The sequence below is a fragment of the Pseudomonas sp. S2_B10 genome (assembly GCF_054668425.1).
Genome location: NZ_CP162768.1, coordinates 5,268,134 through 5,294,169 on the forward strand (window position 1 = coordinate 5,268,134; position 26,036 = coordinate 5,294,169).

Annotated in this window: 23 protein-coding genes; 14 read left to right on the forward strand and 9 right to left on the reverse strand. The window is 60.6% G+C overall.

Annotated elements, in window-relative coordinates; genetic code table 11:
- Positions 1–2 precede the first annotated feature (2 nt).
- The 4 genes from AB4O45_RS23490 to gloB form a co-directional block, all read right to left on the reverse strand.
- Complete coding sequence (locus AB4O45_RS23490; protein ID WP_041478649.1) at positions 3–1,844, reverse strand: extracellular solute-binding protein; 1,842 nt, start codon at positions 1,842–1,844, stop codon at positions 3–5.
- A complete protein-coding gene (locus tag AB4O45_RS23495) occupies positions 1,841–3,673 on the reverse strand; it encodes an extracellular solute-binding protein (protein WP_460160623.1) in 1,833 nt (610 codons plus the stop codon). The genes AB4O45_RS23490 and AB4O45_RS23495 overlap by 4 nt, the downstream gene beginning before the upstream one ends.
- Before the next feature lie 335 nt (positions 3,674–4,008).
- Positions 4,009–5,472, reverse strand: coding sequence for a transglycosylase SLT domain-containing protein (locus tag AB4O45_RS23500; RefSeq protein ID WP_041480626.1), 1,464 nt, complete (start codon positions 5,470–5,472; stop codon positions 4,009–4,011).
- Positions 5,473–5,571: 99 nt separating this feature from the next.
- Entirely contained in the window at positions 5,572–6,339 is a 768-nt protein-coding gene (gene gloB / locus AB4O45_RS23505) for a hydroxyacylglutathione hydrolase (RefSeq protein ID WP_460160624.1), read from the reverse strand.
- A gap of 66 nt (positions 6,340–6,405) precedes the next feature.
- On the opposite strand from gloB, the gene AB4O45_RS23510 reads away from it, so the two are divergent.
- The 5 genes from AB4O45_RS23510 to AB4O45_RS23530 all read left to right on the forward strand — a co-directional run bounded on the left by AB4O45_RS23510 (position 6,406) and on the right by AB4O45_RS23530 (position 9,571).
- Positions 6,406–7,164, forward strand: a complete 759-nt coding sequence (locus AB4O45_RS23510; protein WP_041480625.1) for a class I SAM-dependent methyltransferase — start codon at positions 6,406–6,408, stop codon at positions 7,162–7,164.
- A 90-nt stretch (positions 7,165–7,254) separates the two neighbouring features.
- Complete coding sequence (gene rnhA, locus AB4O45_RS23515) at positions 7,255–7,725, forward strand: ribonuclease HI (RefSeq protein WP_007910572.1); 471 nt, start codon at positions 7,255–7,257, stop codon at positions 7,723–7,725.
- A 214-nt stretch (positions 7,726–7,939) separates the two neighbouring features.
- Positions 7,940–8,698, forward strand: coding sequence for a DNA polymerase III subunit epsilon (gene dnaQ, locus AB4O45_RS23520; RefSeq protein ID WP_041480624.1), 759 nt, complete (start codon positions 7,940–7,942; stop codon positions 8,696–8,698).
- A complete protein-coding gene (locus AB4O45_RS23525; protein WP_460160625.1) occupies positions 8,685–8,984 on the forward strand; it encodes a hypothetical protein in 300 nt (99 codons plus the stop codon). The genes dnaQ and AB4O45_RS23525 overlap by 14 nt, the downstream gene beginning before the upstream one ends.
- Positions 8,985–8,998: 14 nt before the next feature.
- Positions 8,999–9,571, forward strand: coding sequence for a GNAT family N-acetyltransferase (locus AB4O45_RS23530; protein ID WP_460160626.1), 573 nt, complete (start codon positions 8,999–9,001; stop codon positions 9,569–9,571).
- 7 nt (positions 9,572–9,578) lie between these two features.
- Here the strand turns inward: AB4O45_RS23530 and AB4O45_RS23535 are convergent, their stop codons facing one another.
- Together AB4O45_RS23535 and AB4O45_RS23540 are read right to left on the reverse strand one after the other, a co-directional pair.
- Positions 9,579–10,472 (reverse strand): LysR family transcriptional regulator, encoded by an 894-nt coding sequence (locus AB4O45_RS23535; RefSeq protein WP_460160627.1) that lies wholly within the window; start codon positions 10,470–10,472, stop codon positions 9,579–9,581.
- Positions 10,473–10,557: 85 nt separating this feature from the next.
- The gene (locus AB4O45_RS23540) at positions 10,558–10,788 is read right to left on the reverse strand and encodes a hypothetical protein (protein WP_071171849.1); all 231 of its coding nucleotides are present in this window, start codon (positions 10,786–10,788) and stop codon (positions 10,558–10,560) included.
- Positions 10,789–10,971: 183 nt separating this feature from the next.
- On the opposite strand from AB4O45_RS23540, the gene AB4O45_RS23545 reads away from it, so the two are divergent.
- Together AB4O45_RS23545 and AB4O45_RS23550 are read left to right on the forward strand one after the other, a co-directional pair.
- Positions 10,972–11,529, forward strand: a complete 558-nt coding sequence (locus tag AB4O45_RS23545; RefSeq protein ID WP_039763234.1) for an NADPH-dependent FMN reductase — start codon at positions 10,972–10,974, stop codon at positions 11,527–11,529.
- Positions 11,530–11,681: 152 nt separating this feature from the next.
- The gene (locus tag AB4O45_RS23550; protein WP_095179577.1) at positions 11,682–12,965 is read left to right on the forward strand and encodes an arsenic transporter; all 1,284 of its coding nucleotides are present in this window, start codon (positions 11,682–11,684) and stop codon (positions 12,963–12,965) included.
- Positions 12,966–13,080: 115 nt separating this feature from the next.
- On the opposite strand, the gene AB4O45_RS23555 is transcribed toward AB4O45_RS23550, so the two are convergent.
- Complete coding sequence (locus AB4O45_RS23555) at positions 13,081–14,031, reverse strand: DUF1853 family protein (protein ID WP_460160628.1); 951 nt, start codon at positions 14,029–14,031, stop codon at positions 13,081–13,083.
- A 114-nt stretch (positions 14,032–14,145) separates the two neighbouring features.
- Here AB4O45_RS23555 and AB4O45_RS23560 point away from each other — a divergent pair, with 114 nt between their 5' ends.
- The 6 genes from AB4O45_RS23560 to pepN are packed head-to-tail and all read left to right on the forward strand — an operon-like array spanning position 14,146 to position 20,663.
- Entirely contained in the window at positions 14,146–15,036 is an 891-nt protein-coding gene (locus AB4O45_RS23560; RefSeq protein WP_041480619.1) for an NAD(+) kinase, read from the forward strand.
- Complete coding sequence (locus tag AB4O45_RS23565; RefSeq protein WP_095179579.1) at positions 15,036–16,007, forward strand: metallophosphoesterase; 972 nt, start codon at positions 15,036–15,038, stop codon at positions 16,005–16,007. The genes AB4O45_RS23560 and AB4O45_RS23565 overlap by 1 nt, the downstream gene beginning before the upstream one ends.
- Positions 16,004–16,873 (forward strand): rhomboid family intramembrane serine protease, encoded by an 870-nt coding sequence (locus tag AB4O45_RS23570; RefSeq protein ID WP_460160629.1) that lies wholly within the window; start codon positions 16,004–16,006, stop codon positions 16,871–16,873. Before AB4O45_RS23565 ends, AB4O45_RS23570 begins: the two co-directional genes overlap by 4 nt.
- 34 nt (positions 16,874–16,907) lie before the next feature.
- Positions 16,908–17,168: a YeaC family protein gene (locus tag AB4O45_RS23575; RefSeq protein WP_016774215.1), complete on the forward strand. Its 261-nt coding sequence runs from the start codon at positions 16,908–16,910 to the stop codon at positions 17,166–17,168.
- Complete coding sequence (locus AB4O45_RS23580; RefSeq protein WP_186569239.1) at positions 17,165–17,995, forward strand: DUF2797 domain-containing protein; 831 nt, start codon at positions 17,165–17,167, stop codon at positions 17,993–17,995. Before AB4O45_RS23575 ends, AB4O45_RS23580 begins: the two co-directional genes overlap by 4 nt.
- A gap of 10 nt (positions 17,996–18,005) precedes the next feature.
- Positions 18,006–20,663, forward strand: coding sequence for an aminopeptidase N (gene pepN / locus AB4O45_RS23585; protein ID WP_460160630.1), 2,658 nt, complete (start codon positions 18,006–18,008; stop codon positions 20,661–20,663).
- Positions 20,664–20,848: 185 nt separating this feature from the next.
- Here pepN and katG read toward each other — a convergent pair whose 3' ends face one another.
- On the reverse strand, positions 20,849–23,125 hold the full coding sequence (gene katG / locus AB4O45_RS23590) for a catalase/peroxidase HPI (protein ID WP_460160631.1): 2,277 nt from the start codon (positions 23,123–23,125) through the stop codon (positions 20,849–20,851).
- Between the two features lie 260 nt (positions 23,126–23,385).
- Between katG and AB4O45_RS23595 the strand changes: the two genes are divergently transcribed.
- Positions 23,386–23,814 carry a hypothetical protein gene (locus AB4O45_RS23595; RefSeq protein WP_256808869.1) on the forward strand — a complete coding sequence of 143 codons (429 nt, stop codon included), beginning with the start codon at positions 23,386–23,388 and terminating at the stop codon, positions 23,812–23,814.
- Between the two features lie 9 nt (positions 23,815–23,823).
- Here the strand turns inward: AB4O45_RS23595 and AB4O45_RS23600 are convergent, their stop codons facing one another.
- Positions 23,824–26,034 (reverse strand): LTA synthase family protein, encoded by a 2,211-nt coding sequence (locus AB4O45_RS23600; protein ID WP_460160632.1) that lies wholly within the window; start codon positions 26,032–26,034, stop codon positions 23,824–23,826.
- Positions 26,035–26,036: the final 2 nt, after the last annotated feature.

Genomic DNA, 26,036 nt, shown 5'->3' on the forward strand with positions numbered 1-26,036 from the left:
GATTACTCCGTGCCCGCAGGGTCGGCTTGCAGTTGGGTTTCGACTTCTACGGCAGGCTTGGCGTCAGGCTTGACCCACCAGGTATTGATGCCGATGTCGTACTTGGGCGAGGTTTTCGGGTGGCCTATATGATTCCAGTAAGCCACGCGCCAGCTCTTGATATGCCAGTTCGGCACCACGTAGTAGCCCCATTGCAGCACCCGGTCCAAGGCGCGAGCGTGGGCAACCAGACTTTTGCGCGAGTCGGCGTTGATCAGGCTTTCCACCAGTTGATCAACGGTCGGGTCTTTGAGGCCCATGCTGTTGCGGCTGCTCGGTTTGTCGGCGGCGGCGCTCATCCAGTACTCGCGCTGCTCGTTACCCGGCGAATTGGACTGGGGAAAGCTGCCGACCATCATGTCGAAATCCCGCGAGCGCACGCGGTTGATGTACTGCGAGACGTCGACGCGGCGGATGACCAGATCGATGCCTAGGTCGCTGAGGTTGCGCTTGAACGGCAGCAGCACCCGTTCGAATTCGGTCTGGGCGAGGAGGAATTCGATCACCACCGGTTTGCCAGTGGCGTCGACCATTTTGTCATCGACGATTTTCCAGCCGGCCTCTTGCAGCAGTTGATAGGCCTCACGCTGCTGGGTGCGGATCATGCCGCTGGCGTCGGTCTTGGGATTTTCGAAGGCTTCGCTGAACACCTGGGCCGGCAGTTTGCTGCGAAACGGTTCGAGGATCGTCCGTTGCTCGGCGTCGGGCAGGCCGGTGGCGGCCATTTCCGAGTTCTCGAAGTAACTGCGGGTGCGCACGTAGGCGCCGTTGAACAATTGCTTGTTGGTCCATTCGAAGTCGAACAGCAGCCCCAGCGCCTGACGCACGCGCACATCCTGGAACACCGGGCGGCGCAGGTTGAAGACGAAGCCCTGCATGCCGGTCGGGTTGCTGTTGGGGATCAGTTCCTTGATCAAACGGCCCTCGGTGACCGCCGGAACGTTATAGGCGCTGGCCCAGTTCTTCGCGGTCATCTCCAGCCAGTAATCGAACTGCCCGGCCTTCAGTGCTTCGAGGGCGACGGTGTTGTCGCGGTAATAGTCGGTGGTCATCGTGTCGAAGTTGTAGAAGCCACGGTTGACCGGCAAGTCCTTGCCCCAGTAATCCTTGACCCGCTCGTAACGTACCGAACGGCCGGCCTTCACTTGGGTGACCTTGTACGGGCCGCTGCCCAGCGGGATTTCCAGATTGCCCTTGTTGAAGTCGCGACTGGCCCACCAGTGTTTCGGCAGGACCGGCAACTGGCCGAGGATCAGCGGCAGCTCGCGGTTGTTGCTGTGCTTGAACTTGAACAGCACTTTCAACGGGTCTTCGGCGATGGCTTCGGCGACGTCGTTGTAGTAGCCGCGAAACATCGGCGAGCCTTCCTTGGTCAACGTCTCGAAGCTGAACACTACATCTTCGGCGCGCACCGGGTGGCCGTCGTGAAAGCGTGCTTCCGGGCGCAGGTAGAAACGCACCCAACTGTTGTCGTCGGCTTTTTCGATCTTGCTGGCAATCAGGCCGTACTCGGTGAACGGCTCGTCGAGGCTGTGTTTGGTCAGGGTGTCGTAGATCTGGCCGATGTCATCGGCCGGTACGCCTTTGTTGATGAACGGGTTGAGGCTGTCGAAGCCACCGAACCCGGCCTGACGGAATACGCCGCCCTTGGGCGCATCAGGGTTCACGTAGTCGAAATGCTTGAAATCGGCCGGGTATTTCGGCGGCTCGTTGTACAGGGTCACGGCGTGTTGCGGGGCGGCCCAGGCCAGCCCGGCGAACAGCAAGCCGCTGGCCTGCACGAGCAGGGTGCGAACAGCGTTCATCGATCTTTCTCCGAAGACTTCAGCCACCATGCGCTCAGGCCCAGGGTGTAGGGCGGCGTGGTGACAAAGGCCAACCGGTTGCGGTAGGCCAGACGGTGATAATTGAGGTACCAGTTGGGAATGCTGTAGTGCTGCCAGAGCAGCACGCGATCGAGCGCCTTGCCGGCGGCGACCTGCTCGTCGCGGGTGCGCGCGGCGAGCAATTGTTCGAGCAGGTGATCGACCACCGGGTTGGCGATGCCCGCGTAATTCTTGCTGCCCTTGACGTTCACCTGACTGGAGTGGAAGTACTGCCACTGCTCAAGGCCCGGACTCAGGGTCTGGCCGAGGGTCATCGAGATCATGTCGAAATCGAATTGATCGAGGCGCTGTTTGTATTGCGCACGATCAACGGTGCGCAGGCGCGCGTCGATGCCGATGCTGTTGAGGTTTTCGATGTACGGCTGATAGAGCCGCTCCAGGCTCGGGTTGACCAGCAGCAGTTCGAAACGCAGCGGTTGGCCGTCTTTGTCTTGCAGGCGCTGGCCGTGGAGCTTCCAACCGGCCTCGGCGAGCAGGGCCAGCGCCTTGCGCATGGTTTCCCGGGGAATGCCTCGGCCGTCGGTCTTCGGCAGGGTAAACGGCTCGGTGAACAGCCGGGCTGGCAACTGCTCCTTGTAAGGCTTGAGCATCAGCCATTCATGGCCGACCGGCAGGCCGGACGCAGTGAATTCGCTGTTGGGGTAGTAGCTGCTGGTGCGTTTATAGGCATCGCTGAACAGCGCACGGTTGGTCCACTCGAAATCGAACATCAGGCCCAGCGCTTCGCGGGTCTTTACGTCGGCGAAGGTCGCGCGGCGGCTGTTCATGAACAGGCCCTGAGTCTGGGTCGGAATCTGATGCGGGATCTGTGCCTTGATCACTTCGCCACGACGTACAGCAGGGAAGTTGTAGCCGTTGACCCAGTTCTTCGCCTGATGCTCGATGTAGATGTCGAACTCCCCGGCCTTGAACGCTTCGAAGGCGACATCGCTGTCGCGGTAGAACTCGACTTCCATGCGATCGAAATTGTACTTGCCGCGATTGACCGGTAGGTCCTTGCCCCAGTAATCCTTGACCCGCTCGAACATCAGCTGCCGCCCCGGCGTGACCGTAGTGATGCGGTACGGCCCGCTACCCAGCGGCGGTTCGAAGGTGGTGGCTTTGAAGTCGCGGTCTTTCCAGTAATGCTGCGGCAGCACCGGCAACTCGCCAAGGCGCAGGATCAGCAGCGGATTGCCCGAGCGCTTGAACACGAAACGAATGCGTTGTTTGTTGAGGATGTCGACCCGTAGCACTTCCTGCAAGGCCGTGCGATACAGCGGATGACCGTCCTTGAGCAGCAGGCGATAAGAGAATGCCACGTCATAGGCGGTGATCGGTGCGCCGTCGTGGAACCGCGCCTCGGGGCGTAAATTGAAGACGACCCAGCTGCGATCTTCGCTGTACTCCACCGATTGTGCGATCAAACCGTAGCTCGACGCCGGCTCGTCGCCGGACGGCGAATACTGCCCGGTACCGACCATCAGCGGCTCGTTGAGCTCGTTGATGCCGTACTGGAGAAAATTGGCGGTGGTAACCGGGCTGGTGCCCTTGAAGGTGTACGGATTGACAGTATCGAAGGTGCCGAACGCCATCACCCGCAACGTACCGCCTTTGGGCGCTTGCGGGTTGACCCAGTCGAAGTGGGTAAATCTGGCCGGGTACTTGAGCGTGCCGAACTGCGCATAACCATGACTTTCGGTAATCGTCGCGCTTGCGGGTGAGCTCAAGGCCAGGCTGATCAGGAGCAGGGAGAGGGCACGCTTCAAGTCAGATCCGATCCAGCGGCTTGGGCTTTGTGGGCCGTACAGTAACAGCTTGTCTGGACAGGAAAAAGATGCGGGTTAATGGCGGGTTAATCGTTTGCGCGAAGAGCCCCTCACCCTAACCCTCTCCCGGAGGGGAGAGGGGACTGATCGTGGTGTCTGGGCGAGTTGCACCGACGTGCGATACCGAGTCGAAGTCAGTTTCTGAAAAGCCCCCGATCGGCTCCATTTCCCCCTCTCCCCCCTGGGGGAGAGGGCTGGGGTGAGGGGGATGGATCTAAAGCACACCACAAAAACTTCATCCAAAAAAAGCCCCTGAAATATCAGGGGCTCTTCAATCAGTGCGGCTGATAAACCGTAAGCATCTGCCCCGGCTTCAACGCCTTGCCCGCACCCGGGTTCCAACGCTTGAGATGTTGCATCTCGACGTTGAACCGCTTGGCCACCACATACAGGGTGTCGCCGCGCTTGACCTTGTACTGGGTCTGCTGCTTGCTCTCGTCCTTGCCTTTGGTCTTGGTATTTGCCGCGACCACGGTGTTGACCCGGCCGGACTTGCGCGCCGGGGCACGCTTGGTGTTGTCCTGCATGACCAGGGTCTGGCCGACCTTGAGATTCTTGCCGGTCAGCTTGTTCCAGCGCTGCAGATCCTTGACTTCGACCTTGTTGGCCTTGGCGATGGAGCCGAGGTTGTCGCCACGCTTGACCCGATAAGCACGTTTGAGCTGCGCCACTTCCGACGGATCGGCGCCTTCGAACACCGGTTTCAGCGAGCGCGGGCTGATCAGTTCGTCCGGGCGCATGGTCTGCAGACTGGCAGTCAGCAGTTGTGCCTTGGACGTCGGCACCAGCAAATGCTGCGGACCGTCGATGGTGGTGCGCTGTTTGAACGCCGGATTGAGCTGGAACAGTTCGTCTTCATCGATGTTCGCCACCGCAGCGACCTTGGACAGGTCCATGCGCTGGTTGATTTCGACAACCTGGAAGTAGGGTTCGTTAGCGATCGGATTGAGGTTGACGCCATAGGCTTCCGGCGCCAGCACCACTTGCGACAGCGCCAGCAACTTCGGCACATAGGCCTGGGTTTCCGCCGGCAGCGGCAGGTTCCAGTAGTCAGTGGGCAGGCCAAGCTTTTCGTTGCGCTCGATCGCCCGGCTGACGGTGCCTTCACCAGCGTTGTAGGCTGCCAGCGCCAGCAGCCAGTCGCCGTTGAACATGTCGTGCAGGCGGGTCAGGTAATCCATCGCGGCCGTGGTCGAGGCGGTAATGTCGCGACGACCATCATAAAAACGCGTCTGGCGCAGGTTGAAGTAACGCCCGGTGGACGGAATGAATTGCCACAGGCCCACCGCATCGGCGCGGGAGTAGGCCATCGGGTTGTACGCGCTCTCGATCACCGGCAGCAGGGCCAGTTCCAGCGGCATGTTGCGCTCTTCGAGGCGTTCGACAATGTAATGAATGTAGAGGCTGCCGCGTTCACCGGCATTCTCGAGGAAGGAGGGGTTACTGGCGAACCACAGGCGTTGTTGCTCGATGCGCGGATTGACGCCAAGGCCTTCCTGCAACTGGAAGCCCTGACGCATGCGTTCCCAGATGTCCTGGGGCGCCACGGGAGTGGGCTTCTCGGTCAGCCAGATCGGCTTCTGCTTGGCTCGCGCAGCAATGTTCGGCGTATGCGTCGCTTCAGTCTGCGGAGCGTGGCTGGAGCAACCCGCCAGCGTGGCGGACACAGCCACCGCGATGGCTTGCGCCAGGCGGGTCAAAGCATCTGAATTGACGGACTTACGTATGGATGACGACATTGGCTGGAAGTAAGTTCCGGGCAAAAATGTCGGGCGATTCTAGAAAGCGCACCCCCTGCGGTCAACCATTGAGAATTTTTGTCCCGGCCGGCGCGCTTGTCAGAACTTGTCTTTCCATGCCCGCAGAGCCGCAAATACCTCGTTCGGCGCCCGGTTTTGAGCGCCTTCCCGTTCGTCCACTTTTTGTGTAACCAATGTTTCAGAAGTGCGTAAAAACGGATTGGTCAGCTTTTCCAGGGCCAAAGTCGACGGCAATGTCATCACGCCGTTCTGCCGTTGCTGGGTGACCTTTTCCAGACGGGCGGCAATGTCCGGGTTGCCCGGCTCGACGGCGGCGGCAAATTTCAGATTGCTCAAGGTGTATTCGTGGGTGCAGTAAACCAGCGTATCTTCCGGCAGGGCCGCGAGACGGCTGAGCGAGTGGTACATCTGCTCGGGTGTGCCTTCGAACAACCGGCCGCAACCGGCGGCGAACAGGGTGTCGCCGCAGAACAACAGGCCATGGTGGTAATAGGCGATGTGCCCCAGGGTGTGACCGGGCACCGCATAGACGTCGAAGTCCCAGCCGAGCACGCTGACGCTGTCGTTGTCCTTGAGCGCTATGTCACGCGCCGGAATGCTTTCGCTGGCCGGGCCGTAGACCTTGGCGCCGGTCGCGGCTTTCAGGCGCTCGACGCCGCCGACATGGTCATGGTGATGGTGAGTGATCAGAATATCGCTGAGCACCCAGCCCGGATGCGCGTCAAGCCACGCCTGCACCGGGGTGGCGTCGCCCGGATCGACCACCGCGCAGCGCTGGGTCTGATGATCCTGTAACAACCAGATGTAGTTGTCGGTGAACGCGGGCAGGGCACTGATCTGTATCATCGTCGGAATTCGCCAAGCAGAAAACATTGGCGCATCTTAGTAGTTCCTGGCGCGTTGGAGAATGACATGACCGATAAAGCGTTCGCTCAGGCCGATCCCGACTGGCTGGCATTGATCAGCGCCGCCCGCGAATGGCTGTCGGGGCCGCTCGGGCAATTTCTGCTGGATGAAGAGCGGCGCATGCTCGATGACGAGCTCGGCCGCTTCTTCGGCGGTTATCTGGTGCATTACGGGCCGTCCGCCGAAACCCCGCCGGCCGCGCCGCAAGTGCAGCGCAACGTGCGTCTTGGCGCACCGTTGCCCGGAGTCGAGATCGTTTGCGAAGAGCAGGCCTGGCCGTTGAGCGAGCACGCCGCCGACGTGGTGGTGATGCAGCATGGCCTGGATTTCTGCCTGTCGCCCCACGGTTTGCTGCGTGAAGCGGCGAGCAGCGTGCGCCCCGGCGGGCATCTGCTGATCATCGGCATCAACCCCTGGAGCACCTGGGGGCTGCGGCATTTCTTCGCCAATGATGCCCTGCGCAAGGCGCGCTGCATCTCGCCGTCGCGGGTCGCCGACTGGCTCAATCTGCTGGGCTTCGCGCTGGAGAAACGCCGCTTCGGGTGCTATCGTCCGCCGCTCGCATCACCCAAGTGGCAGAACCGTCTGGCCGGCTGGGAACGCAAGGCCGGTGACTGGCAATTGTCCGGCGGCGGCTTCTATCTGCTGGTGGCGCGCAAGATCGTGGTGGGGCTCAGGCCGTTGCGCCAGGAACGCCGCGAGCCGATGGGCAAGCTGATTCCGCTGCCGATGGCCAAGGTCAACCGCCGCCGCATCGAACCGTAAATCTTCTTTTATTTGTGGCCGGGCTTGTCCCGGTCGCGGTCATTGTCGATCCGTGATTGGCAGGACAGGCATTTTTCTGGAAAGACTGGCATGAGCGAAAGCGTGGAAAGCGTCGACACCGTAGAACTGTTCACCGACGGCGCCTGCAAGGGCAACCCCGGCCCCGGCGGCTGGGGCGCGCTGCTGGTGTGCAAGGGCGTCGAAAAGGAACTGTGGGGCGGCGAGGCCAACACCACCAACAATCGCATGGAGCTGCTCGGCGCGATTCGTGGCCTCGAAGCGCTCAAGCGCCCCTGCGAAGTGCTGCTGGTCACCGACTCGCAATACGTGATGAAAGGCATCAACGAGTGGATGGCCAACTGGAAGAAGCGCGGCTGGAAAACGGCTGCGAAAGAGCCGGTGAAGAATGCCGATCTGTGGAAAGAGCTGGACGAGCAGGTCAACCGCCACAAAGTCACCTGGAAATGGGTGCGCGGGCACATTGGCCATCACGGTAACGAGCGGGCTGACCAACTGGCCAATCGTGGCGTTGACGAAGTGCGTGGTTACAAGCAGAGCTGATTTCGCTTATAAACCGTGGCGCTGCCATTCGCGAGCAGGCTCGCTCCCACATTGGAATGCATTCCCCTGTAGGAGCTGCCGAAGGCTGCGATCTTTTGATCTTGTTGCAGGAAAAATCAAAAGATCGCAGCCTTCGGCAGCTCCTACAGGGTTCGAGTCCAGCGTGTTAACATCCGCGCTTTTGCACGATTGACCCGTTGAGAGCTGAGCACTGATGGCCACCAGATCCGTTGTACTCGATACCGAAACCACCGGCATGCCGGTGACCGATGGTCACCGGATCATTGAAATCGGTTGCGTCGAACTGATCGGTCGGCGCCTGACGGGCCGGCATTTCCACGTTTATCTGCAACCGGATCGCGAGAGCGACGAAGGCGCGATCGGTGTGCATGGCATTACCAACGAATTCCTCGTCGGCAAGCCGCGCTTTGCCGAAGTTGCCGATGAGTTCTTCGAGTTCATCCAGGGCGCGCAACTGATCATCCACAACGCGGCGTTCGACGTTGGCTTCATCAACAACGAATTTGCCTTGATGGGCCAGCACGATCGCGCCGATATCACCCAGCATTGCACCATCCTCGATACCCTGATGATGGCCCGGGAACGTCACCCGGGGCAGCGCAACAGCCTCGACGCGTTGTGCAAACGTTACGGCGTCGACAACTCCGGCCGTGAACTGCACGGCGCCTTGCTCGACTCGGAGATTCTCGCCGACGTCTACCTGACCATGACCGGCGGCCAGACCAGCCTGTCGCTGGCTGGCAACGCGTCTGACGGCAATGGCACGGGCGAGGGCGCCGACAACTCGGCTACCGAAATCCGCCGCCTGCCGGTCGATCGCCAGCCAGCACGCATCATCCGGGCGACCGAAGAAGAACTGGCGGCGCATCTGGTGCGGCTGGAAATCATCGCCAAATCGGCGGGAGCGCCGGCGTTGTGGACGCAGATTGCCGAGGCTGATGCGCAGGTCTGAAAAATCAAAAGATCAGAAGATCAAAAGATCGCAGCCTTCGGCAGCTCCTACAGGGATTGCATTCCATAGTGGGGGCCAGGAAGGCAGCGATTTTTTGCGTTTGGCGACATGGAGCCAAGTTGCCACCCTCGCCACATTCGCCGCAACCCTCTACCCTGAGTGCACTGGTCAGGTGCAAATCTGCCGCCTCAGGACACTGAGCCTCATGTACAAAGAGTTGAAATTTGCGCTGGCAATCATCCATCGCGACGGTAAGGTCGACACCGTCGGCTGCGTCAAGGAATGAGGACTTTTCCCAGTATGCAACCGGTCATGAATCCGAAATACCCAGGGTTGTCGGTGCGTGTAGCCGACGAAGGTTTTGCGCCGTATATCTGGGGCAGCGACTTCAGTTTCGAGGTCGCTGCCTACGGCGCTGCCGTGATCGGCAAACCGGTCGAGCAATGGCCGGTAACGCCAATCGTGCCGTACCGCAAGTGCTACGGCATCGATCCCGAAGAATTCAGCGCCTTTCACAACGCGCCCGACAGTGCGATTTTCATGGCGTACCTGGACGACGAGCCGGTCGGTCACCTGGTGATCAGCACCAACTGGAACGGCTTTGCCCACATCGATGAGCTGGCGGTGCATGCCCCGGCCCGTCGCCACGGCGTGGCCAAGGCGTTGCTTGATGTCGCGCAGTTCTGGAGTCGCAAGAAGAAGCTGCCGGGCATCATGCTCGAAACCCAAAACAACAATCTCGGCGCCTGTCGTCTGTATGAGCGTTGCGGCTATGTGATCGGCGGCATCGACCAGTTGCGCTATCGCGGCATCGATCCGCATACCGCTGAAGTCGCGTTGTTCTGGTATCGCCTGTTCGATAATCCGCTGTAAAAACCACTCAGCTCGACAACATCGCCTCGGCTTGTTCCGTGACGATCGCCAGCAAGGTCTGAATCGCCGCCGACGGCGCGGCATGTTTGAAGGTCAGGGCGCAGAGGCTGATCGGCACTGCCGGTGAGAGCGGGCAGACGTCAAGCCCACCGGCGCGGGCGCCCAGAGCGGTGAACGGATCGACGATGGCCAGACCCTCGCCGGCCTCGACCATGCTGCGCATCATCTGATGGGTCTGCACGCGGGTCTGAATGCTCGGTGCCGGGCGCAAGGCCTGGAGTTTGTTTTCCAGCGCCGGGCTCAGCGGATCCTGACCTTCGAGACCGACCATGGCCTGACCGGCCAGATCCGCGAGGGAAATGTATTTCTGTTTCGGCTGCAGCCAGCCGTGCGGAGCGAGCAATTGCAGCTTGCCCTGGGCCAGCGGCTGGCAGTGGATATCGGGGTGTTCGGGATCGTGCAGGCTCAGGCCCAGATCGCTTTCGCGCAATAACAGGCTGCGGACGATGTCGCGAGTCGGCGCGCTGAGCAGGCTGCACGGTGCGTCGGGCAGGCGTCGACGCAGGGTCGCAAGGCTTTGTGGCAGTAATTGTTGAGCCAGCGGCGGGGTGCCGATGATGCGCAGGGGCGGGGCGAGGTATTGCTTGAGGCTGTTGGCCAGACGCTGCACCGGCTCAAGTGCCTCATAAATGTGCGCGATTTCCGCTTGCAGGGCGCGCGCTTCGGGCGTCGATTGCAGCCGACCGCGAACGCTGGCGAACAACATGAACCCCAACTGACTCTCGGCTTCGCGCAAACGCTCTTCGACCTCGGTCACCGGCAGTTGCAGCCATTCGGCGGCGGTGCCCAGGTGACCGGTCTGCAAGAGCGCCTGAATCACTTCGATGTGGCGTAAACGCATGCGTGAAGTCCATGTTCAGCAGGTGGGGTCAGACGCTGAATCCTACCCCAAGTCCGCTCGCATGACTTCTGCTCATAACGCTAGGTTATTGAGCGACGGTTGGCTCAGGTTCGCGGATCAGGGTAATGCCTGATTGCACCAGGAGAAACTCGCTGTCACTGACCTTGTTGACCCGATCGCCAATGGCGAGTTTGTAAATGGGCTCCGAGCCAGTGGATCCGTCTGCAGACGGGTTCGATTCCTGGAATTCATGCACGGAATAAACGCGGCCTTCCGCATCTCTTGCATGAAACTGACCGACGAGTACTGCTGCCATCTGCTTAGAACCTCTGGAGATAAAACGCTTGATTTGCGGCTTTGTAGACCGTCAGCAAGCTCGGTAAGTTTTCCTACAGGAAAAAAATATTCCTCGCGCAGGAAAAACCAATGACCACTGGTGAAAATGTCACTGGATCATCTATAACTAGCGACTCTTCCCACGGACCATCGAGAGTCATCCATGAGCAATGTCTACAACGTCGCTGTAGTGGTCGGTAGCCTGCGCAAAGCATCGATCAATCGCAAAGTCGCACTGGCCCTCGCCGAACTGGCACCGGCCAATCTCAAGCTCGAGATTGTCGAAATCGGTGAACTGCCGCTGTACAACGAAGACATCGACGGCGATTCTCCGCCGGCAGCCTACAGCACTTTCCGTCAGAAAGTGGCGTCATCCGACGCGGTGCTGTTTGTCACCCCCGAGTACAACCGCTCGATCCCGGCACCGTTGAAGAACGCCATCGACGTTGGTTCCCGTCCTTATGGCCAGAGCGCGTGGAGTGGCAAACCCGGCGCGGTGATCAGCGTATCGCCAGGCGCCATCGGTGGCTTCGGCGCCAACCAGCACCTGCGCCAGACCTTTGTTTTCCTTGATATCCATTGCCTGCAACAGCCGGAAGCCTACCTGGGCGGCGCCGGTAACGCGTTCGACGAAGCGGGCAAACTGAGCGACTCGGTGAAGCCGTTCCTGCAAAAATTCATCGATGCTTACGGCCAGTTCGTCGAGCAACACAAGAAATAAGCTCACCGAAACGCACTGTGGGAGCGAGCCTGCTCGCGAAGGCGGACTGTCAGATAACAATTTCTTCGCGTCTGACAAACCGCTTTCGCGAGCAGGCTCGCTCCCACATTTGTTCGATTTCCACCCGTTTCGCTATTTGAAGGCTTCTGCGAATGCTCGCTGCGTCACTGATTTTCCTGCTGACCATCACCCTCGTCATCTGGCAACCCAAAGGTCTCGGCGTCGGCTGGAGTGCAACGTTGGGCGCCGTGCTGGCGTTGATTTTTGGCGTCGTTCACCTCACGGACATCCCGCTGGTCTGGCAGATCATCTGGAATGCGACCGGCACCTTCGTCGCGCTGATCATCATCAGCCTGTTGCTCGACGAGGCTGGTTTTTTCAACTGGGCGGCGCTGCACGTGGCGCGTTGGGGGCGGGGCAGTGGGCGCAAATTGTTTGCCTTCATGGTGCTGCTCGGCGCGCTGGTCTCTGCGCTGTTCGCCAATGACGGCGCGGCGCTGATTCTCACGCCGATCGTGATTTCAATGCTGCTGGCGCTGCGCTTTTCACCAGCGGCGACGCTGGCCTTCGTCATGGGCGCCGGGTTTATCGCCGATACGGCGAGCCTGCCGCTGGTGGTGTCGAACCTGGTCAACATCGTTTCGGCGGACTTCTTCCATATTGGCTTCAACCGCTATGCCGCAGTGATGGTGCCGGTGAACTTCGTCAGCGTGGCGGCGACGTTGGGCATGTTGCTGTGGTTTTTTCGCCGCGACATCCCGGCCGCTTACGATCCGGAACAGCTGGAAAACCCGCACACCGCGATCCACGACAAAGCGACGTTCTACGCCGGTTGGGCGGTGTTGGTGATCCTGTTGATCGGCTGCTTTGCCCTCGAACCGCTGGGCATTCCGATCAGCGCAATTTCGGCGGTGTGCGCCGCGCTGCTACTGGGTATTGCCGCGCGCGGCCACAAGATCTCCACGCGCAAGGTTATGAAAGAAGCGCCGTGGCAAATCGTGATTTTCTCGTTGGGCATGTACCTGGTGGTGTACGGCCTGCGCAATGCCGGACTCACCGGTTACCTTGCCGGGTGGCTGGATGTATTCGCCGGCCACGGCGTGTGGGGCGCGGCGATGGGCACCGGGGTGCTGACGGCGCTGCTGTCGTCGATCATGAACAATCTGCCAACGGTACTGATCGGCTTGCTGTCGATCGACGCCAGTCAGGCCAGCGGGGTGATCAAGGAAGCGATGATCTACGCCAACGTGATCGGCAGCGACCTGGGGCCGAAGATCACTCCGATCGGCAGTCTGGCAACGTTGTTGTGGCTGCATGTGCTGGAGCGCAAAGGCATCCATATTGGCTGGGGCTATTACTTCCGTGTCGGGATTGTGTTGACCGTGCCGGTGTTGCTGGTGACGTTGGCGGCATTGGCGGTGCGGCTATCCCTATAGACCGAGTTGCTCTTTTCGCGAGCAGGCTCGCTCCCACAGGGATCGCATTCCACATTTGAGATGCTTTCTCTGTGGGAGCGAGCCTGCTCGCGAATTGGGTCAGGCACTACAAATCTCAGGCTTGGCCGGGGACATTCGGCCAAAGATCCGCCACCAGAAACAACCGCTCCGCCTCTTCCCATTCGCCCTGGGCATTCTCGGTCAGGCGCACCATCAACTGCGCCGGGGCCAGTGCTGGCAGGTCTGCCAGCCACAAACGCAAGTGCTCATCTGTCCAGACCTGATCCGCCGGGTAATGCGCCGGCGCCAGCCACGCATGGCGGGGCAGGGGTTGCCAGCGGCCCGGCGGGCGCTGTGCGACAAACGCCGGCCAGTCCTTCTGATGCAGCCAGCTGCCACGCAGATGTTGTGGATGCGCGCCGTTCGGTGAGTCGGCGTGCCCGGGCCACGGATACAGCAGATAACCGCCCAGCCACAACTGCGCGCTGAAGGTTTCGATATCCAGTGCCGCGAGCACCTCGCGGCTTTCCGGGCGCGCCGAGATCGGCAATTGATGCTCGGCCAGATGTGCCAGTTTGCGATCCAGCCGGTCATGACAACCCGGCCCCAGCCACTGCGCGGGATCGCGGCCATCGCCATCCTGCGGGCCAAGGTAGAGCTTGATCGCCAGTTCCAGATGATGCACGCCGTCGCGGTCACGCAGCAGCATGTCGAGTTCGCCGAGGGTGTGCCCGGCGCGGCGAATCGGCAGGTTGGCGGCGATCAGTTCGATGTCCGGCGCATGCGAGACGGCGAACTGCCAAAGACGCTCGTAATACAGACCCAGACGCCGGGTGCGCGCCTGCGACAGCCATTGCAGCAGGCCGTAACTGTCGCGGTCGAGCTGGTGCAGCCAATGTTCGAGGCGCTGCGGGTCGTGCACCCATTCGCTGCCGGCAAGCGGATGGCGCTGGGGCCACGGCGTGGCGGCGAGCATCGGCGGCGCGAGGATCACCCACGCCAGGTCCCGCACTTCGGGATGGCGTAATCGATGGGGCAATTGCAACAAGTCGGGGAACAGGATCATCTTGCGAGCATAGCCTTAAACCTGAGCGCACCCTTGAGGCTGAAAGGATTTTGTCTATCTGGCGCTTTCGCCCATAATCGGGTTTTCGCGTTTTCGATTGTCCGCAGAGGTCCCATGGAGCAATTTCGTAATATCGGCATCATCGGTCGCCTGGGCAGTTCCCAGGTGCTGGATACCGTCCGCCGACTGAAACGCTTTCTGCTCGACCGTCACCTGCATGTGATCCTCGAAGACACCATCGCTGAAGTCCTGCCCGGCCATGGCCTGCAAACCTCGTCGCGCAAGATGCTCGGCGAAGTTTGTGACATGGTCATCGTCGTCGGCGGTGACGGCAGCCTGCTCGGCGCCGCGCGAGCGCTGGCCAGGCACAATATTCCGGTGCTGGGCATCAACCGTGGGAGCCTTGGCTTCCTCACCGATATTCGCCCCGACGAGCTGGAAATCAAGGTCGCCGAAGTGCTCGACGGCCACTATCTGGTAGAAAACCGTTTCCTGCTGCAAGCCGAAGTGCGTCGCCATGGCGAGGCCATCGGCCAGGGCGATGCGCTCAACGATGTGGTGCTGCACCCGGGCAAATCGACGCGGATGATCGAATTCGAGCTGTATATCGACGGCCAGTTCGTCTGCAGCCAGAAGGCCGACGGCCTGATCGTCGCGACGCCCACCGGCTCCACCGCCTACGCGTTGTCCGCCGGCGGGCCGATCATGCATCCCAAGCTCGACGCTATTGTGATTGTGCCGATGTACCCCCATACCTTGTCGGGACGGCCGATCGTGGTCGATGGCAACAGTGAGCTGAAAATCGTCGTGTCCAAAGATATGCAAATCTACCCGCAGGTGTCCTGCGACGGGCAGAACCACTTCACCTGCGCACCGGGCGACACCATTACCGTGAGCAAGAAAGCGCAGAAGCTGCGCCTGATTCATCCGCTCGATCACAATTACTACGAGGTGTGCCGCACCAAGCTTGGCTGGGGCAGCAAGCTGGGGGGCGGAGGCGACTGATGCTCGATCCCGCGCGCAGTTACGACCTGATCGGTGACGTGCACGGATGCGCCATGACCCTCGAACACTTGCTGGACCGTCTCGGTTATCACAAGCAGGGCGGGGTCTGGCGGCATCCGTCACGCATGGCGGTGTTCGTCGGCGACATCATCGACCGTGGCCCGCGCATTCGCGAGGCGCTGCACATCGTCCACGACATGGTCGAGGCGGGGCAGGCGCTGTGCATCATGGGCAACCATGAATTCAATGCGCTCGGCTGGGTCACCCCGGCGCCACCGGGCAGCGGCAAGCAGTTCGTGCGCGAACACACCAAGCGCCATGCGCGGCTGTTGCAGGAAACCCTGAGCCAATTCGAGGACCATCCCGGTGACTGGCATGACTTCCAGCAGTGGTTCTACGAGCTGCCGCTGTTCGTCGATGCCGGTCGTTTCCGCGTGGTGCATGCGTGCTGGGACGCCGGGCTGATCGAGCCGCTGCGGGCGCTGTTCCCCAATGGCTGCGTCGATGAGCATTTCCTCCAGGCCTCGGCGGTGCCCGGCAGCTTCGCCTGCACTGTGTTCGACCGCTTGCTGCGCGGCACCGACATGCGCCTGCCCGGTGGCCTGACCATGACCAGCGGCGACGGTCTGGTGCGTTCGTTCTTCCGCACCAAGTTCTGGGAAGACGATCCGAAAACCTATGGCGACATCGTGTTCCAGCCCGATGCACTGCCGGAACCTGTCGCGCAGACGCCGCTGACGTCCACTGAAAAGAATTCCCTGCTGCGCTATGGCGTCGACGAGCCGTTGCTGTTCGTCGGCCACTACTGGCGCAGCGGCAAACCGGCGCCGATCCGCCCGAACCTCGCGTGCTTGGATTACAGCGCCGTGCTCTACGGCAAACTGGTGGCCTATCGTCTGGACCAGGAAACGCGCCTGGATCCGCAAAAATTTGTCTGGGTCGATGTCGAGCGGCCGGAGGTGCTGCAATGAGTGCGGTAGCGGTATTGCGCCTGCCGTTGGCGGTGGATCTGAGCGGTTTTGTCAAACTGCTGCAACGCATGCAAGTGCCCCATCGCGTCAGCGAAGAGGCGGGCGAACAGGTGCTGTGGGCACCAGAAGAAATCAGCGAGGACGTGCGTTTCTTGTACGAGCGCTTCCCGGCCGGCGACCCGGATCAGCAACTGGACCTACCCATGGGCCAGACCTTCAAGCGCCCGAGTTTCGCCGAGCAGCTGAAACACGCCAAAGCCACCGGGTTGATTCTGCTGTTGAGCCTGATCGTCGGTGGTCTGACCTTCCTCGGCGAAAACCTCGAGACCTTACGCTGGCTGACCTTTCTCGATTTCCGCGTGATCGGTGAGTACATCCACTTCACGCCGCTGGCCGACAGCCTCGCGGCGGGGCAGTGGTGGCGGCTGGTCACGCCGATGCTGATCCACTTCGGCATCCTCCATCTGGCCATGAACGGTATGTGGTACTGGGAGCTGGGGCGGCGCATCGAGTCGCGCCAGGGCAGCATCAACCTGATCGGCCTGACGCTGCTGTTCAGTCTGGTGTCCAACTACGCGCAGTTCGTCTGGAGCGGCCCGAGCCTGTTTGGTGGGCTGTCCGGCGTGCTTTACGGCTTGCTCGGGCATTGCTGGATCTTCCAGTTGCTGGCGCCGAACCCGGCCTATCGTTTGCCGCGCGGCGTGCTGGTGATGATGCTGGTGTGGCTGGTGGTGTGCATGTCCGGGCTGATCTCGCTGATCGGTTTCGGCCAGATCGCCAACGCCGCGCACCTGAGCGGGTTACTCATCGGATGCTTTACCGGTTTGTTGGGCGGTTTGTATAACCGCCGTAAACTGGCCGTCTAACATTTTTGTTTCAGCAAAGAGCACGGAGACCCTGATGTCCTCTTTCAACGACATGATCAACAACATCACCCCGGACATCTACGAAAGCCTGAAACTGGCCGTGGAAATCGGTAAATGGTCCGACGGCAACAAACTCACTGCCGAACAGCGCGAGCTGTCGTTGCAGGCGATGATTGCCTGGGAAATCCAGAACCTGCCGGAAGACCAGCGCACTGGCTACATGGGCCCGCAAGAGTGTGCGTCGAAGTCGATCGAAGTGCCGAATATCCTGTTCAAGTCGGATGCCATCCATTGATCGAGATTGGCCGCGGTGCAATCAGCAAAATGTCGGCGCGTCTGGACGGGTCGAACGTGCAGTACGCGTTTCGTCTGGATGACGTCGAGGTGCCGGTCAATCCGTTGATCGGCAGCACGCTGCGTCTGGAATTTTTAGGGGCGATCCACTGCACCCATTGCGGGCGCAAGACCAAAACCAGTTTCAGTCAGGGCTATTGCTACCCGTGCATGACCAAACTGGCGCAGTGCGACCTGTGCATCATGAGCCCGGAGCGCTGCCACTTCGACGCCGGCACCTGCCGCGATCCGGAGTGGGGCGAGAAATTCTGCATGACCGACCATGTGGTTTACCTGGCCAATTCGTCAGGCATCAAGGTTGGCATCACCCGTGCTACGCAGTTGCCGACCCGCTGGCTCGACCAGGGTGCGAGTCAGGCGCTGCCGATCATGCGTGTATCGACACGCCAGCAATCGGGGTTTGTCGAGGACCTGTTCCGCAGCCAGGTGGCGGACAAGACCAACTGGCGCGCGCTGCTCAAGGGCGATGCGGCGGCGGTGGATCTGGCGCAGGTGCGCGATCAGTTGTTCGAAAGCTGCGCCGAAGGCCTGCAAGGGTTACAGGAGCGATTCGGCCTACAGGCTATTCAGACGATTGCCGATGTCGAACCGCTGGAAATCCGCTATCCCGTCGAGCAATACCCGGCGAAAATCGTCAGCTTCAACCTGGACAAGAACCCGATTGCCGAAGGCACGCTGCTGGGGATCAAGGGTCAGTACCTGATCTTCGACACCGGCGTGATCAACATTCGTAAATACACGGCGTACCAGCTCGCCGTGCATCAATAAGGATTCCAGCATGCGCACCGAACAACCGAAGATGATCTATCTCAAGGACTATCAGGCGCCCGAGTACCTGATCGACGAAACGCACCTGACCTTCGAGTTGTTCGAGGACCACAGCCTGGTTCATGCGCAACTGGTGATGCGCCGTAATCCTGAACGTGGCGCCGGCCTGCCGCCGCTGGTGCTCGACGGCCAGCAACTCGAGCTGCTGTCGGTGACGCTGGCGGATCAGGAGCTGAGCGCCGCTGACTATCAAGTCTCCGACAGTCACCTGACGCTGCAACCGACCAGTGAAACCTTCACCCTCGACACCAGCGTGCGCATCCATCCGGAAACCAATACCGCGCTGGAAGGCCTGTACAAGTCCGGCACGATGTTCTGCACTCAGTGCGAGGCCGAAGGCTTCCGCAAGATTACCTATTACCTCGACCGCCCGGACGTGATGAGCAAGTTCACCACCACCGTCGTGGCCGAACAGCACAGCTACCCGGTGTTGCTCTCCAACGGTAACCCGATCGCTTCCGGCCCCGGCGAAGACGGCCGGCACTGGGCGACCTGGGAAGATCCGTTCAAGAAACCGGCGTACCTGTTTGCGCTGGTCGCCGGTGATCTGTGGTGCGTCGAAGACACTTTCACAACCATGAGCCAGCGCAACGTCGCGCTGCGCATTTATGTCGAGCCGGAAAACATCGACAAGTGCCAGCACGCGATGAACAGCCTGAAGAAATCCATGCGCTGGGACGAAGAGGTGTACGGTCGCGAGTACGATCTGGACATCTTCATGATCGTCGCCGTCAACGATTTCAACATGGGCGCGATGGAGAACAAGGGCCTCAACATCTTCAACTCCAGCGCCGTGCTGGCCCGCGCCGAAACCGCGACCGACGCCGCGCACCAGCGGGTCGAGGCGATCGTCGCCCACGAATACTTCCACAACTGGTCGGGCAACCGCGTGACCTGCCGTGACTGGTTCCAGTTGTCGCTCAAGGAAGGCTTCACGGTGTTCCGCGATGCCGGTTTCTCCTCGGACATGAACTCGGCGACGGTCAAGCGCATCCAGGACGTGGCGTACCTGCGTACCCACCAGTTCGCCGAAGATGCCGGGCCGATGGCCCACGCCGTGCGTCCGGACAGCTTCATCGAGATTTCCAACTTCTACACCCTGACCGTGTACGAAAAGGGTTCGGAAGTGGTCGGCATGATCCACACCCTGCTGGGCGCCGACGGCTTCCGCAAGGGCAGCGATCTGTATTTCGAACGCCACGACGGTCAGGCCGTGACCTGCGACGACTTCGTCAAGGCCATGGAAGATGCCAATGGCGTTGACCTCAGCCAGTTCAAGCGCTGGTACAGCCAGGCCGGCACACCGCGTCTGGCCGTCAGCGAGTCCTATGACGCTGCGGCGAAAACCTACAGCCTGACCTTCCGCCAGAGCTGCCCGCCGACCCCGGACAAGGTAGAAAAACTGCCGTTCGTGATTCCGGTCGAGCTCGGGCTGCTTGATAGCCAGGGCAACGAAATCGCCCTGCGTCTGGCTGGGGAAGCTTCGGCACAAGGCACCACTCGGGTGATCTCGGTGACCGACGCCGAGCAGACCTTCACTTTCGTCGACATCAACGAACAGCCGTTGCCGTCGCTGCTGCGCGGCTTCTCGGCGCCAGTGAAATTGAGCTTCCCGTACAACCGCGATCAACTGATGTTCCTGATGCAGCACGACAGCGACGGCTTCAATCGCTGGGATGCCGGTCAGCAACTGTCGGTGCAAGTGCTTCAAGAGTTGATCGGCCAGCATCAGAACGGCGAGAGCCTGAAGCTCGATCCGCGTTTGGTGTCGGCGCTGCGCACGGTGCTGTCCGACGAGTCGCTGGATCAGGCGATGGTTGCCGAAATGCTCTCGCTGCCGGGTGAGGCCTATCTCACCGAGATCAGCGAAGTGGCTGACGTCGAGGCGATTCACGTCGCTCGCGAGTTCGCCCGCAAGCAACTCGCCGAAGGCTTGTTCGAAGCGCTGTGGCTGCGTTATCAGGCCAACCGCGATCTGTCGAAAAAGACTCCGTACGTGGCCGAGGCCGAGCACTTCGCCCGTCGCGCCTTGCAGAACATCGCCCTGTCGTACCTGATGCTCAGCGGCAAGCCGGAAGTGCTGGCAGCGGCGCTGGAGCAATTCGAGACCGCCGACAACATGACCGAGCGCCTGACCGCGCTGGCGGTGCTGGTCAACTCGCCGTTCGAAGAGCAGAAGGCCCTGGCTTTGGCCAGCTTCGCCGAGCACTTCAAGGACAATCCGCTGGTCATGGATCAGTGGTTCAGCGTGCAGGCCGGTAGCACCTTGCCGGGCGGTTTGGCGCGGGTGAAGGCGTTGATGCAGCACCCGGCGTTCAACATCAAGAACCCGAACAAGGTGCGGGCACTGATCGGCGCGTTCGCCGGGCAGAACCTGATCAACTTCCACGCGGCGGACGGTTCCGGTTATCGCTTCCTTGCCGATCTGGTGATCGAACTGAACGGCTTCAACCCGCAGATCGCCTCGCGCCAACTGGCCCCGCTGACCCGCTGGCGCAAATACGACAGCGCGCGCCAGGCGTTGATGAAGGCTGAACTGGAGCGGATTCTGGCGTCCGGGGCGCTGTCTAGTGATGTGTATGAAGTGGTGAGCAAAAGCCTGGCGTAACGCCGATTAAATGTTGGGGCCTTTAATTGATCGTTCCCATGCTCTGCGTGGGAATGCCTCTCTCCACGCTCTGCATCGGCTTTGGGACGCAGAGCGTCCCTTGCTGCATTCCTTTGCTGCGCGTGGGAACGATCAACAAAAAAATGCCGCTCAACGAGCGGCATTTTCATTGGCACAACAAACAGCTATTTACGCAGATCAAACCGATCCAGATTCATCACCTTCGTCCACGCCTTGACGAAATCATTGACGAACTGCGCGTTCGCGTCGGAACTGGCATAGACCTCGGCCAATGCGCGCAATTGCGCATTCGAGCCGAACACCAGATCCACCCGCGTCGCCGTCCATTTCGCCGCCCCGGTCTTGCGCTCGCGACCCTCGAACTCATCAGCATCCCGTGAGGTCGGCGTCCACTCCACGCCCATGTCCAGCAGGTGGGTGAAGAAGTCGTTGCTCAGCGTTTCGGGTCTGTCGGTGAACACGCCATGCTGGGTCTGGCCAACATTGGTGTTCAATACCCGCAAACCACCCAGCAGCACGGTCATTTCTGGTGCCGTGAGAGTCAGCAACTGCGCCTTGTCGATCAGCAGGGTTTCTGCCGCAACCGTGTATTTGCCTTTGCTGTAATTGCGGAAGCCATCGGCGATCGGTTCCAGGAAGCCGAACGATTCGACATCGGTCTGCTCCTGCGAAGCATCGACGCGGCCCGGTGAAAACGGCACCGACACCGAATGCCCGGCGTTCTGCGCGGCTTTTTCCACCCCGGCATTACCGGCCAGGACGATCAGGTCCGCCAACGAGATCTTCTTGCCATTGGCAGCAGAACCGTTGAACTCGTTCTGAATGCTTTCCAGCGTGCTCAGCACTTTGTCCAGTTGTTCGGGCTGGTTGGCCTGCCAGAACTTCTGCGGGGCCAGACGCAAGCGTCCGCCGTTGGCGCCACCGCGCTTGTCCGAGCCGCGGAACGTCGACGCCGCCGCCCACGCGGTCGAAACCAGTTGCGACACCGACAGTCCTGAATTCAGCACCTTGGTTTTCAGCGCCGCAGCGTCGCTGTCGTCAATCAGCGGGTGCGTCACGTCGGGCAGCGGGTCTTGCCAGAGCAGCTCCTCTTGCGGCATTTCCGGGCCGAGGTAGCGAGAGAGCGGACCCATGTCACGATGGATCAGCTTGTACCAGGCGCGGGCGAATGCGTCGGCGAGCTGATCGGGATTGGCCAGGAAACGCCGGGAAATCTGCTCGTATGCAGGATCGAAGCGCAACGCCAGGTCGGAGGTGAGCATGGTCGGCGAGAGCTTCTTGTTCGGATCGTGAGCGTGGGGAACGGTGCCGGCACCGGCGCCGTTTTTCGGTTGCCACTGATGGGCGCCCGCCGGGCTTTTGGTCAGCTCCCACTCGAAGCCGAACAGGTTTTCCAGATAGTTGTTGCTCCACTGTGTTGGCGTGGTGGTCCAGGTTACCTCCAGACCACTGGTGATGGTGTCGGCGCCTTTACCGGTGCCGAAGGCGTTTTTCCAGCCCAGACCCTGTTGCTCAAGGCCAGCCGCTTCCGGTTCGGGACCGACATTGTCAGCCGGGCCGGCGCCATGGGTCTTGCCGAACGCGTGGCCGCCGGCGATCAGCGCCACGGTTTCTTCGTCGTTCATGGCCATGCGGCCGAAGGTTTCGCGAATGTCCTTGGCCGAGGCCACCGGGTCCGGGTTGCCTTCAGGGCCTTCAGGGTTGACGTAGATCAGACCCATCTGCACGGCGGCGAGGGGATTTTCCAGATTGCGTTCGCCCTGATCGGTGCGGCTTTCTTCACGGCCATGCAGATCGGGCTCAGCCACCAGCGTGCCGTCGCCGGGCTCCTGCACCGGGCCATTGCTCTTGCCGTAACGGTTGTCGCCGCCCAGCCACTCGGTTTCCGAACCCCAGTACACATCTTCATCCGGTTCCCAGACATCGGCGCGGCCCCCGGAAAAACCGAAGGTCTTGAAGCCCATGGATTCAAGGGCGACGTTGCCGGTGAGCACGATCAGGTCGGCCCAGGAAATGTTGCGGCCGTATTTCTGCTTGATCGGCCACAGCAGACGGCGGGCCTTGTCGAGGCTGACGTTGTCCGGCCAGCTGTTGAGCGGGGCGAAGCGTTGCTGACCGGAGCCGGCGCCGCCACGGCCGTCGGCGGTGCGATAGGTCCCGGCGCTGTGCCAGGCCATGCGCACGAACAGTGGGCCGTAATGGCCGAAATCGGCTGGCCACCAGTCCTGAGAATCAGTTATCAGTGCTTTGATGTCTTGTTTCAGCGCCTGGAAGTCGAGGCTTTTGAAGGCTTTGGCGTAGTCGAAGTCCTGGCCCAGCGGATCGGACTTGGGGGAATGCTGGCTGAGGATTTTCAGATTGAGTTGATTCGGCCACCAGTCACGGTTCGTCGTACCGCCGCCGGCGGCGTGGTTGAACGGGCATTTCGATTCGTTTGCCATGTTCGGATCCCTATCAGGTCTGCGGCCGGCTCGTGCCGACTTCGGACTGGTAAGGCTAGACCCGAGTTGGCAAGTCGGCTAATAGCCGCAGTCTTGGCAGGCGATAGGCAGGCTCTTTTGCTAGCGCGATATCGTGATGCAAAAGCGGCGTTATTTCGAAGCGATCTTAAAAACTGTCAGCTTTGACAGTGGTTGATACCACGCAATCCCAATACGTTGGAGTCAACGCAACGTCACCTTTACCTAAAGGGAATATCGACATGTATCAGGACAAAACAAGTGACCTTATGAACAAACGAAATGCTACCGGTAGCTTCGTCGCGTTTCTCGATGACGATAAATTTCTGGAGAGCAAGTTATGTGTTTATGCACAGACCGAGAAGGAATTTATCATCATCGGAACTGAAGATTTTATAAACACGGTCGATTTGTCTGTGCCGAATGCGTTAGAGGGAGATGGTCCTCACACAGTGATTTTTCCAACCATGGGGCGGCATTGGAAGGTTGTGATCAATCATTTTGACCAACCCATTATTGAGGGTGAACTCATCGTCACCTTTTCCAATTTTCGCAAAACCGTAACAGGCACTTTTGCTCTGGATCTGGGACAAGCCGGGAAAGTGACAGGCAATTTCGATCTTACACTCGTTACCCCGAAGCAAAGTGACAGGCGAGTGCAGCCTTTATAAATAAAGGCGTCAACTCGATTGCGCGGTGTCGTCCTCGGGCACGTCATCAAGAATGTCATCCTGCCCAGGCAGTTCAGTGATCACGCTGAAGTCCGATACTTCAACCGCGCCATTGCCGTAGCCCAGCAAATGAAACGAGAAGGCTTTGCGCGGCTGCGGGTTTTCAAAGCTGAAATCCATCTCCAGCGGCTGATCCGCCGTGGCTACCATTTCTGCTGGCAGGCCCAGTTGCACGTCCTGTTCAAATTCCTTGGCCTTGAGCTGAATGTACGCCGCCTGCTGCGGATCGACCGAGCGCACGGTCAGGCGCACGCGGGTGTGCGAGCCTTTGGGCATTTCCAGGTATTGCGCGCCGATCAGGTTGTCGGCCCAGTCATCCTTGATCTGCGCTTGCAGAGGGATGATGTTGTTGCTGCCGAACTGGTAGCGATGATTGAGCGGTGTGCGCAGCAAGGACAGGTCCAGCGCCTCGGCGCGCGCGGCGATTTGCCGGGCCGGGTGGCCGCTGTAGGTGCCTTTGTATGTGGCACTTTCGGCGATGAAGCCGGTGCTTTGGTAATAGCGGCAGCGGCGCGGCAGATCGCACTCGGAGAAGATGCCCTGACCGTTGTGGTAGCGCAGTTTGCCGTTGGTGAACGACATGATTTCGCGCCCGGAGTCGTAGTCGCGAAACAGCGACCGCCCGCTCAGCGCAGTCGGCACCGGCAGGTCGAAATAGTCGAGGATCGAGGTGCTCAGATCGACGTGACCATAAACCCCGGCATTCAGACGCGGCAGTTGCGCCTGCTCCGGTGCCAGCGTCAGGTTGAAACCCCACGAGGAGGCCAGCCGCACGCCGTCGATGCCATGGGATTCATCCGAGGTGATCACCACCAGTGTGTCCTTGAGAACGCCTTGGCGCTCCAGCCCTGAAAGAAACTGATCCAGCGCATCGTCGAGATAACCGACGGCAGCCTGCTTGGGCGTCTCATAACGCTGCAGATAATCCTCCGGTGCGGAGTAGGGCTGATGGGTGCCGACCGTCAGCAGGGTCAACATCCACGGCTGCTTTTGCTTTTTCAACTGGCCGACGTAATCCAGCGCACCTTCGAAAAACGCCTTGTCATCCTTGCCCCACGGGAACTCCAGATAGTTGCTGTTGCTGAACCATTCCAGGCCGTGGGTCGCATCGAAACCGATGTGCGGCATGATCTTGTCTTTGGCCATGAAGCGCAGGCCGGCGCCCTGCAAGTAATGAGTGCTGAAGCCGTGTTCGCGCAGCTGCGCCGGCAGGCAGGCCTGGTTGCGTTCGTTGAGGGTGAGCATTTCCACGCCTTTGGGCGTGCCGTTGTTGAGCTTGTCGTAGTCACCGCACAGCATGGCGTACAGACCGCGAATGGTCTGATGGGTGTGCAGCACGTAATCCGGAGTGTTCATGCCGCGCTCGGCCCAGCGGCTGAGGTTGGGCATCAGGTCTTCCTGGTAATGACTGCCGATCGCTTCGCGGTTGGCGCGGATGTAGGCGCCGGGGATTCCTTCCAGGGCAATGATCAACACATTGCGCGCCTGACCCGGCGCGGCGAGCAGCTTCTGGCCAATGAGATCGACATCGGTGAGCCCGGCCATCGCCGGTGTCGGTTCTTCGACGTCGCCGTCCAGCCACTCCTCGGCCTGGATCTGCAAGTCGGCCACTTCGCTGGCGAGCAATTGATGCGGCAGGTTGTACAGGCGCCAGGCGTCGCCGTCATTCGGCCACAGGTTTAGCGCGCCCCAGTGCGCGGCGAACAAAACGATCGGCGCTGCCCAGGCCGCGCGCGGCAATGCCGGACGAGCCAGACCGCGCCCCACAAATTGGGCCAGCAGCCAGAAAACCAACGCACCCAGCAAGGCAATGGCCAGGGCAGGGTGCGCAAGTCCGCCGCCAGTGGAGTTCTCGACGAACTGCGGGTCGATCAGGTAGTGAACATCCGAAGGCGTCGGCAGGCGGCCGACGGCGCTGACCAATTCTGCCGTGGCGATCGCCAGCAGCGCCCAAATCACCAGCACCGGCAAGGCCAGCCACCACGTACGGCGATGCAGCGCTACCACCAGCAGACTACCCACGGCCAGATCCGACAAAAAGCCCAGCGGTGTCGACCAGCCCAACGCTGCACGCAGGCACACCGGCACGATCATTACCAAAACGATTAGAGAAAGAAGGCGGGCATTCGGCCGCCGCAGCCAGTTGAAAAGAGCGCTCACAA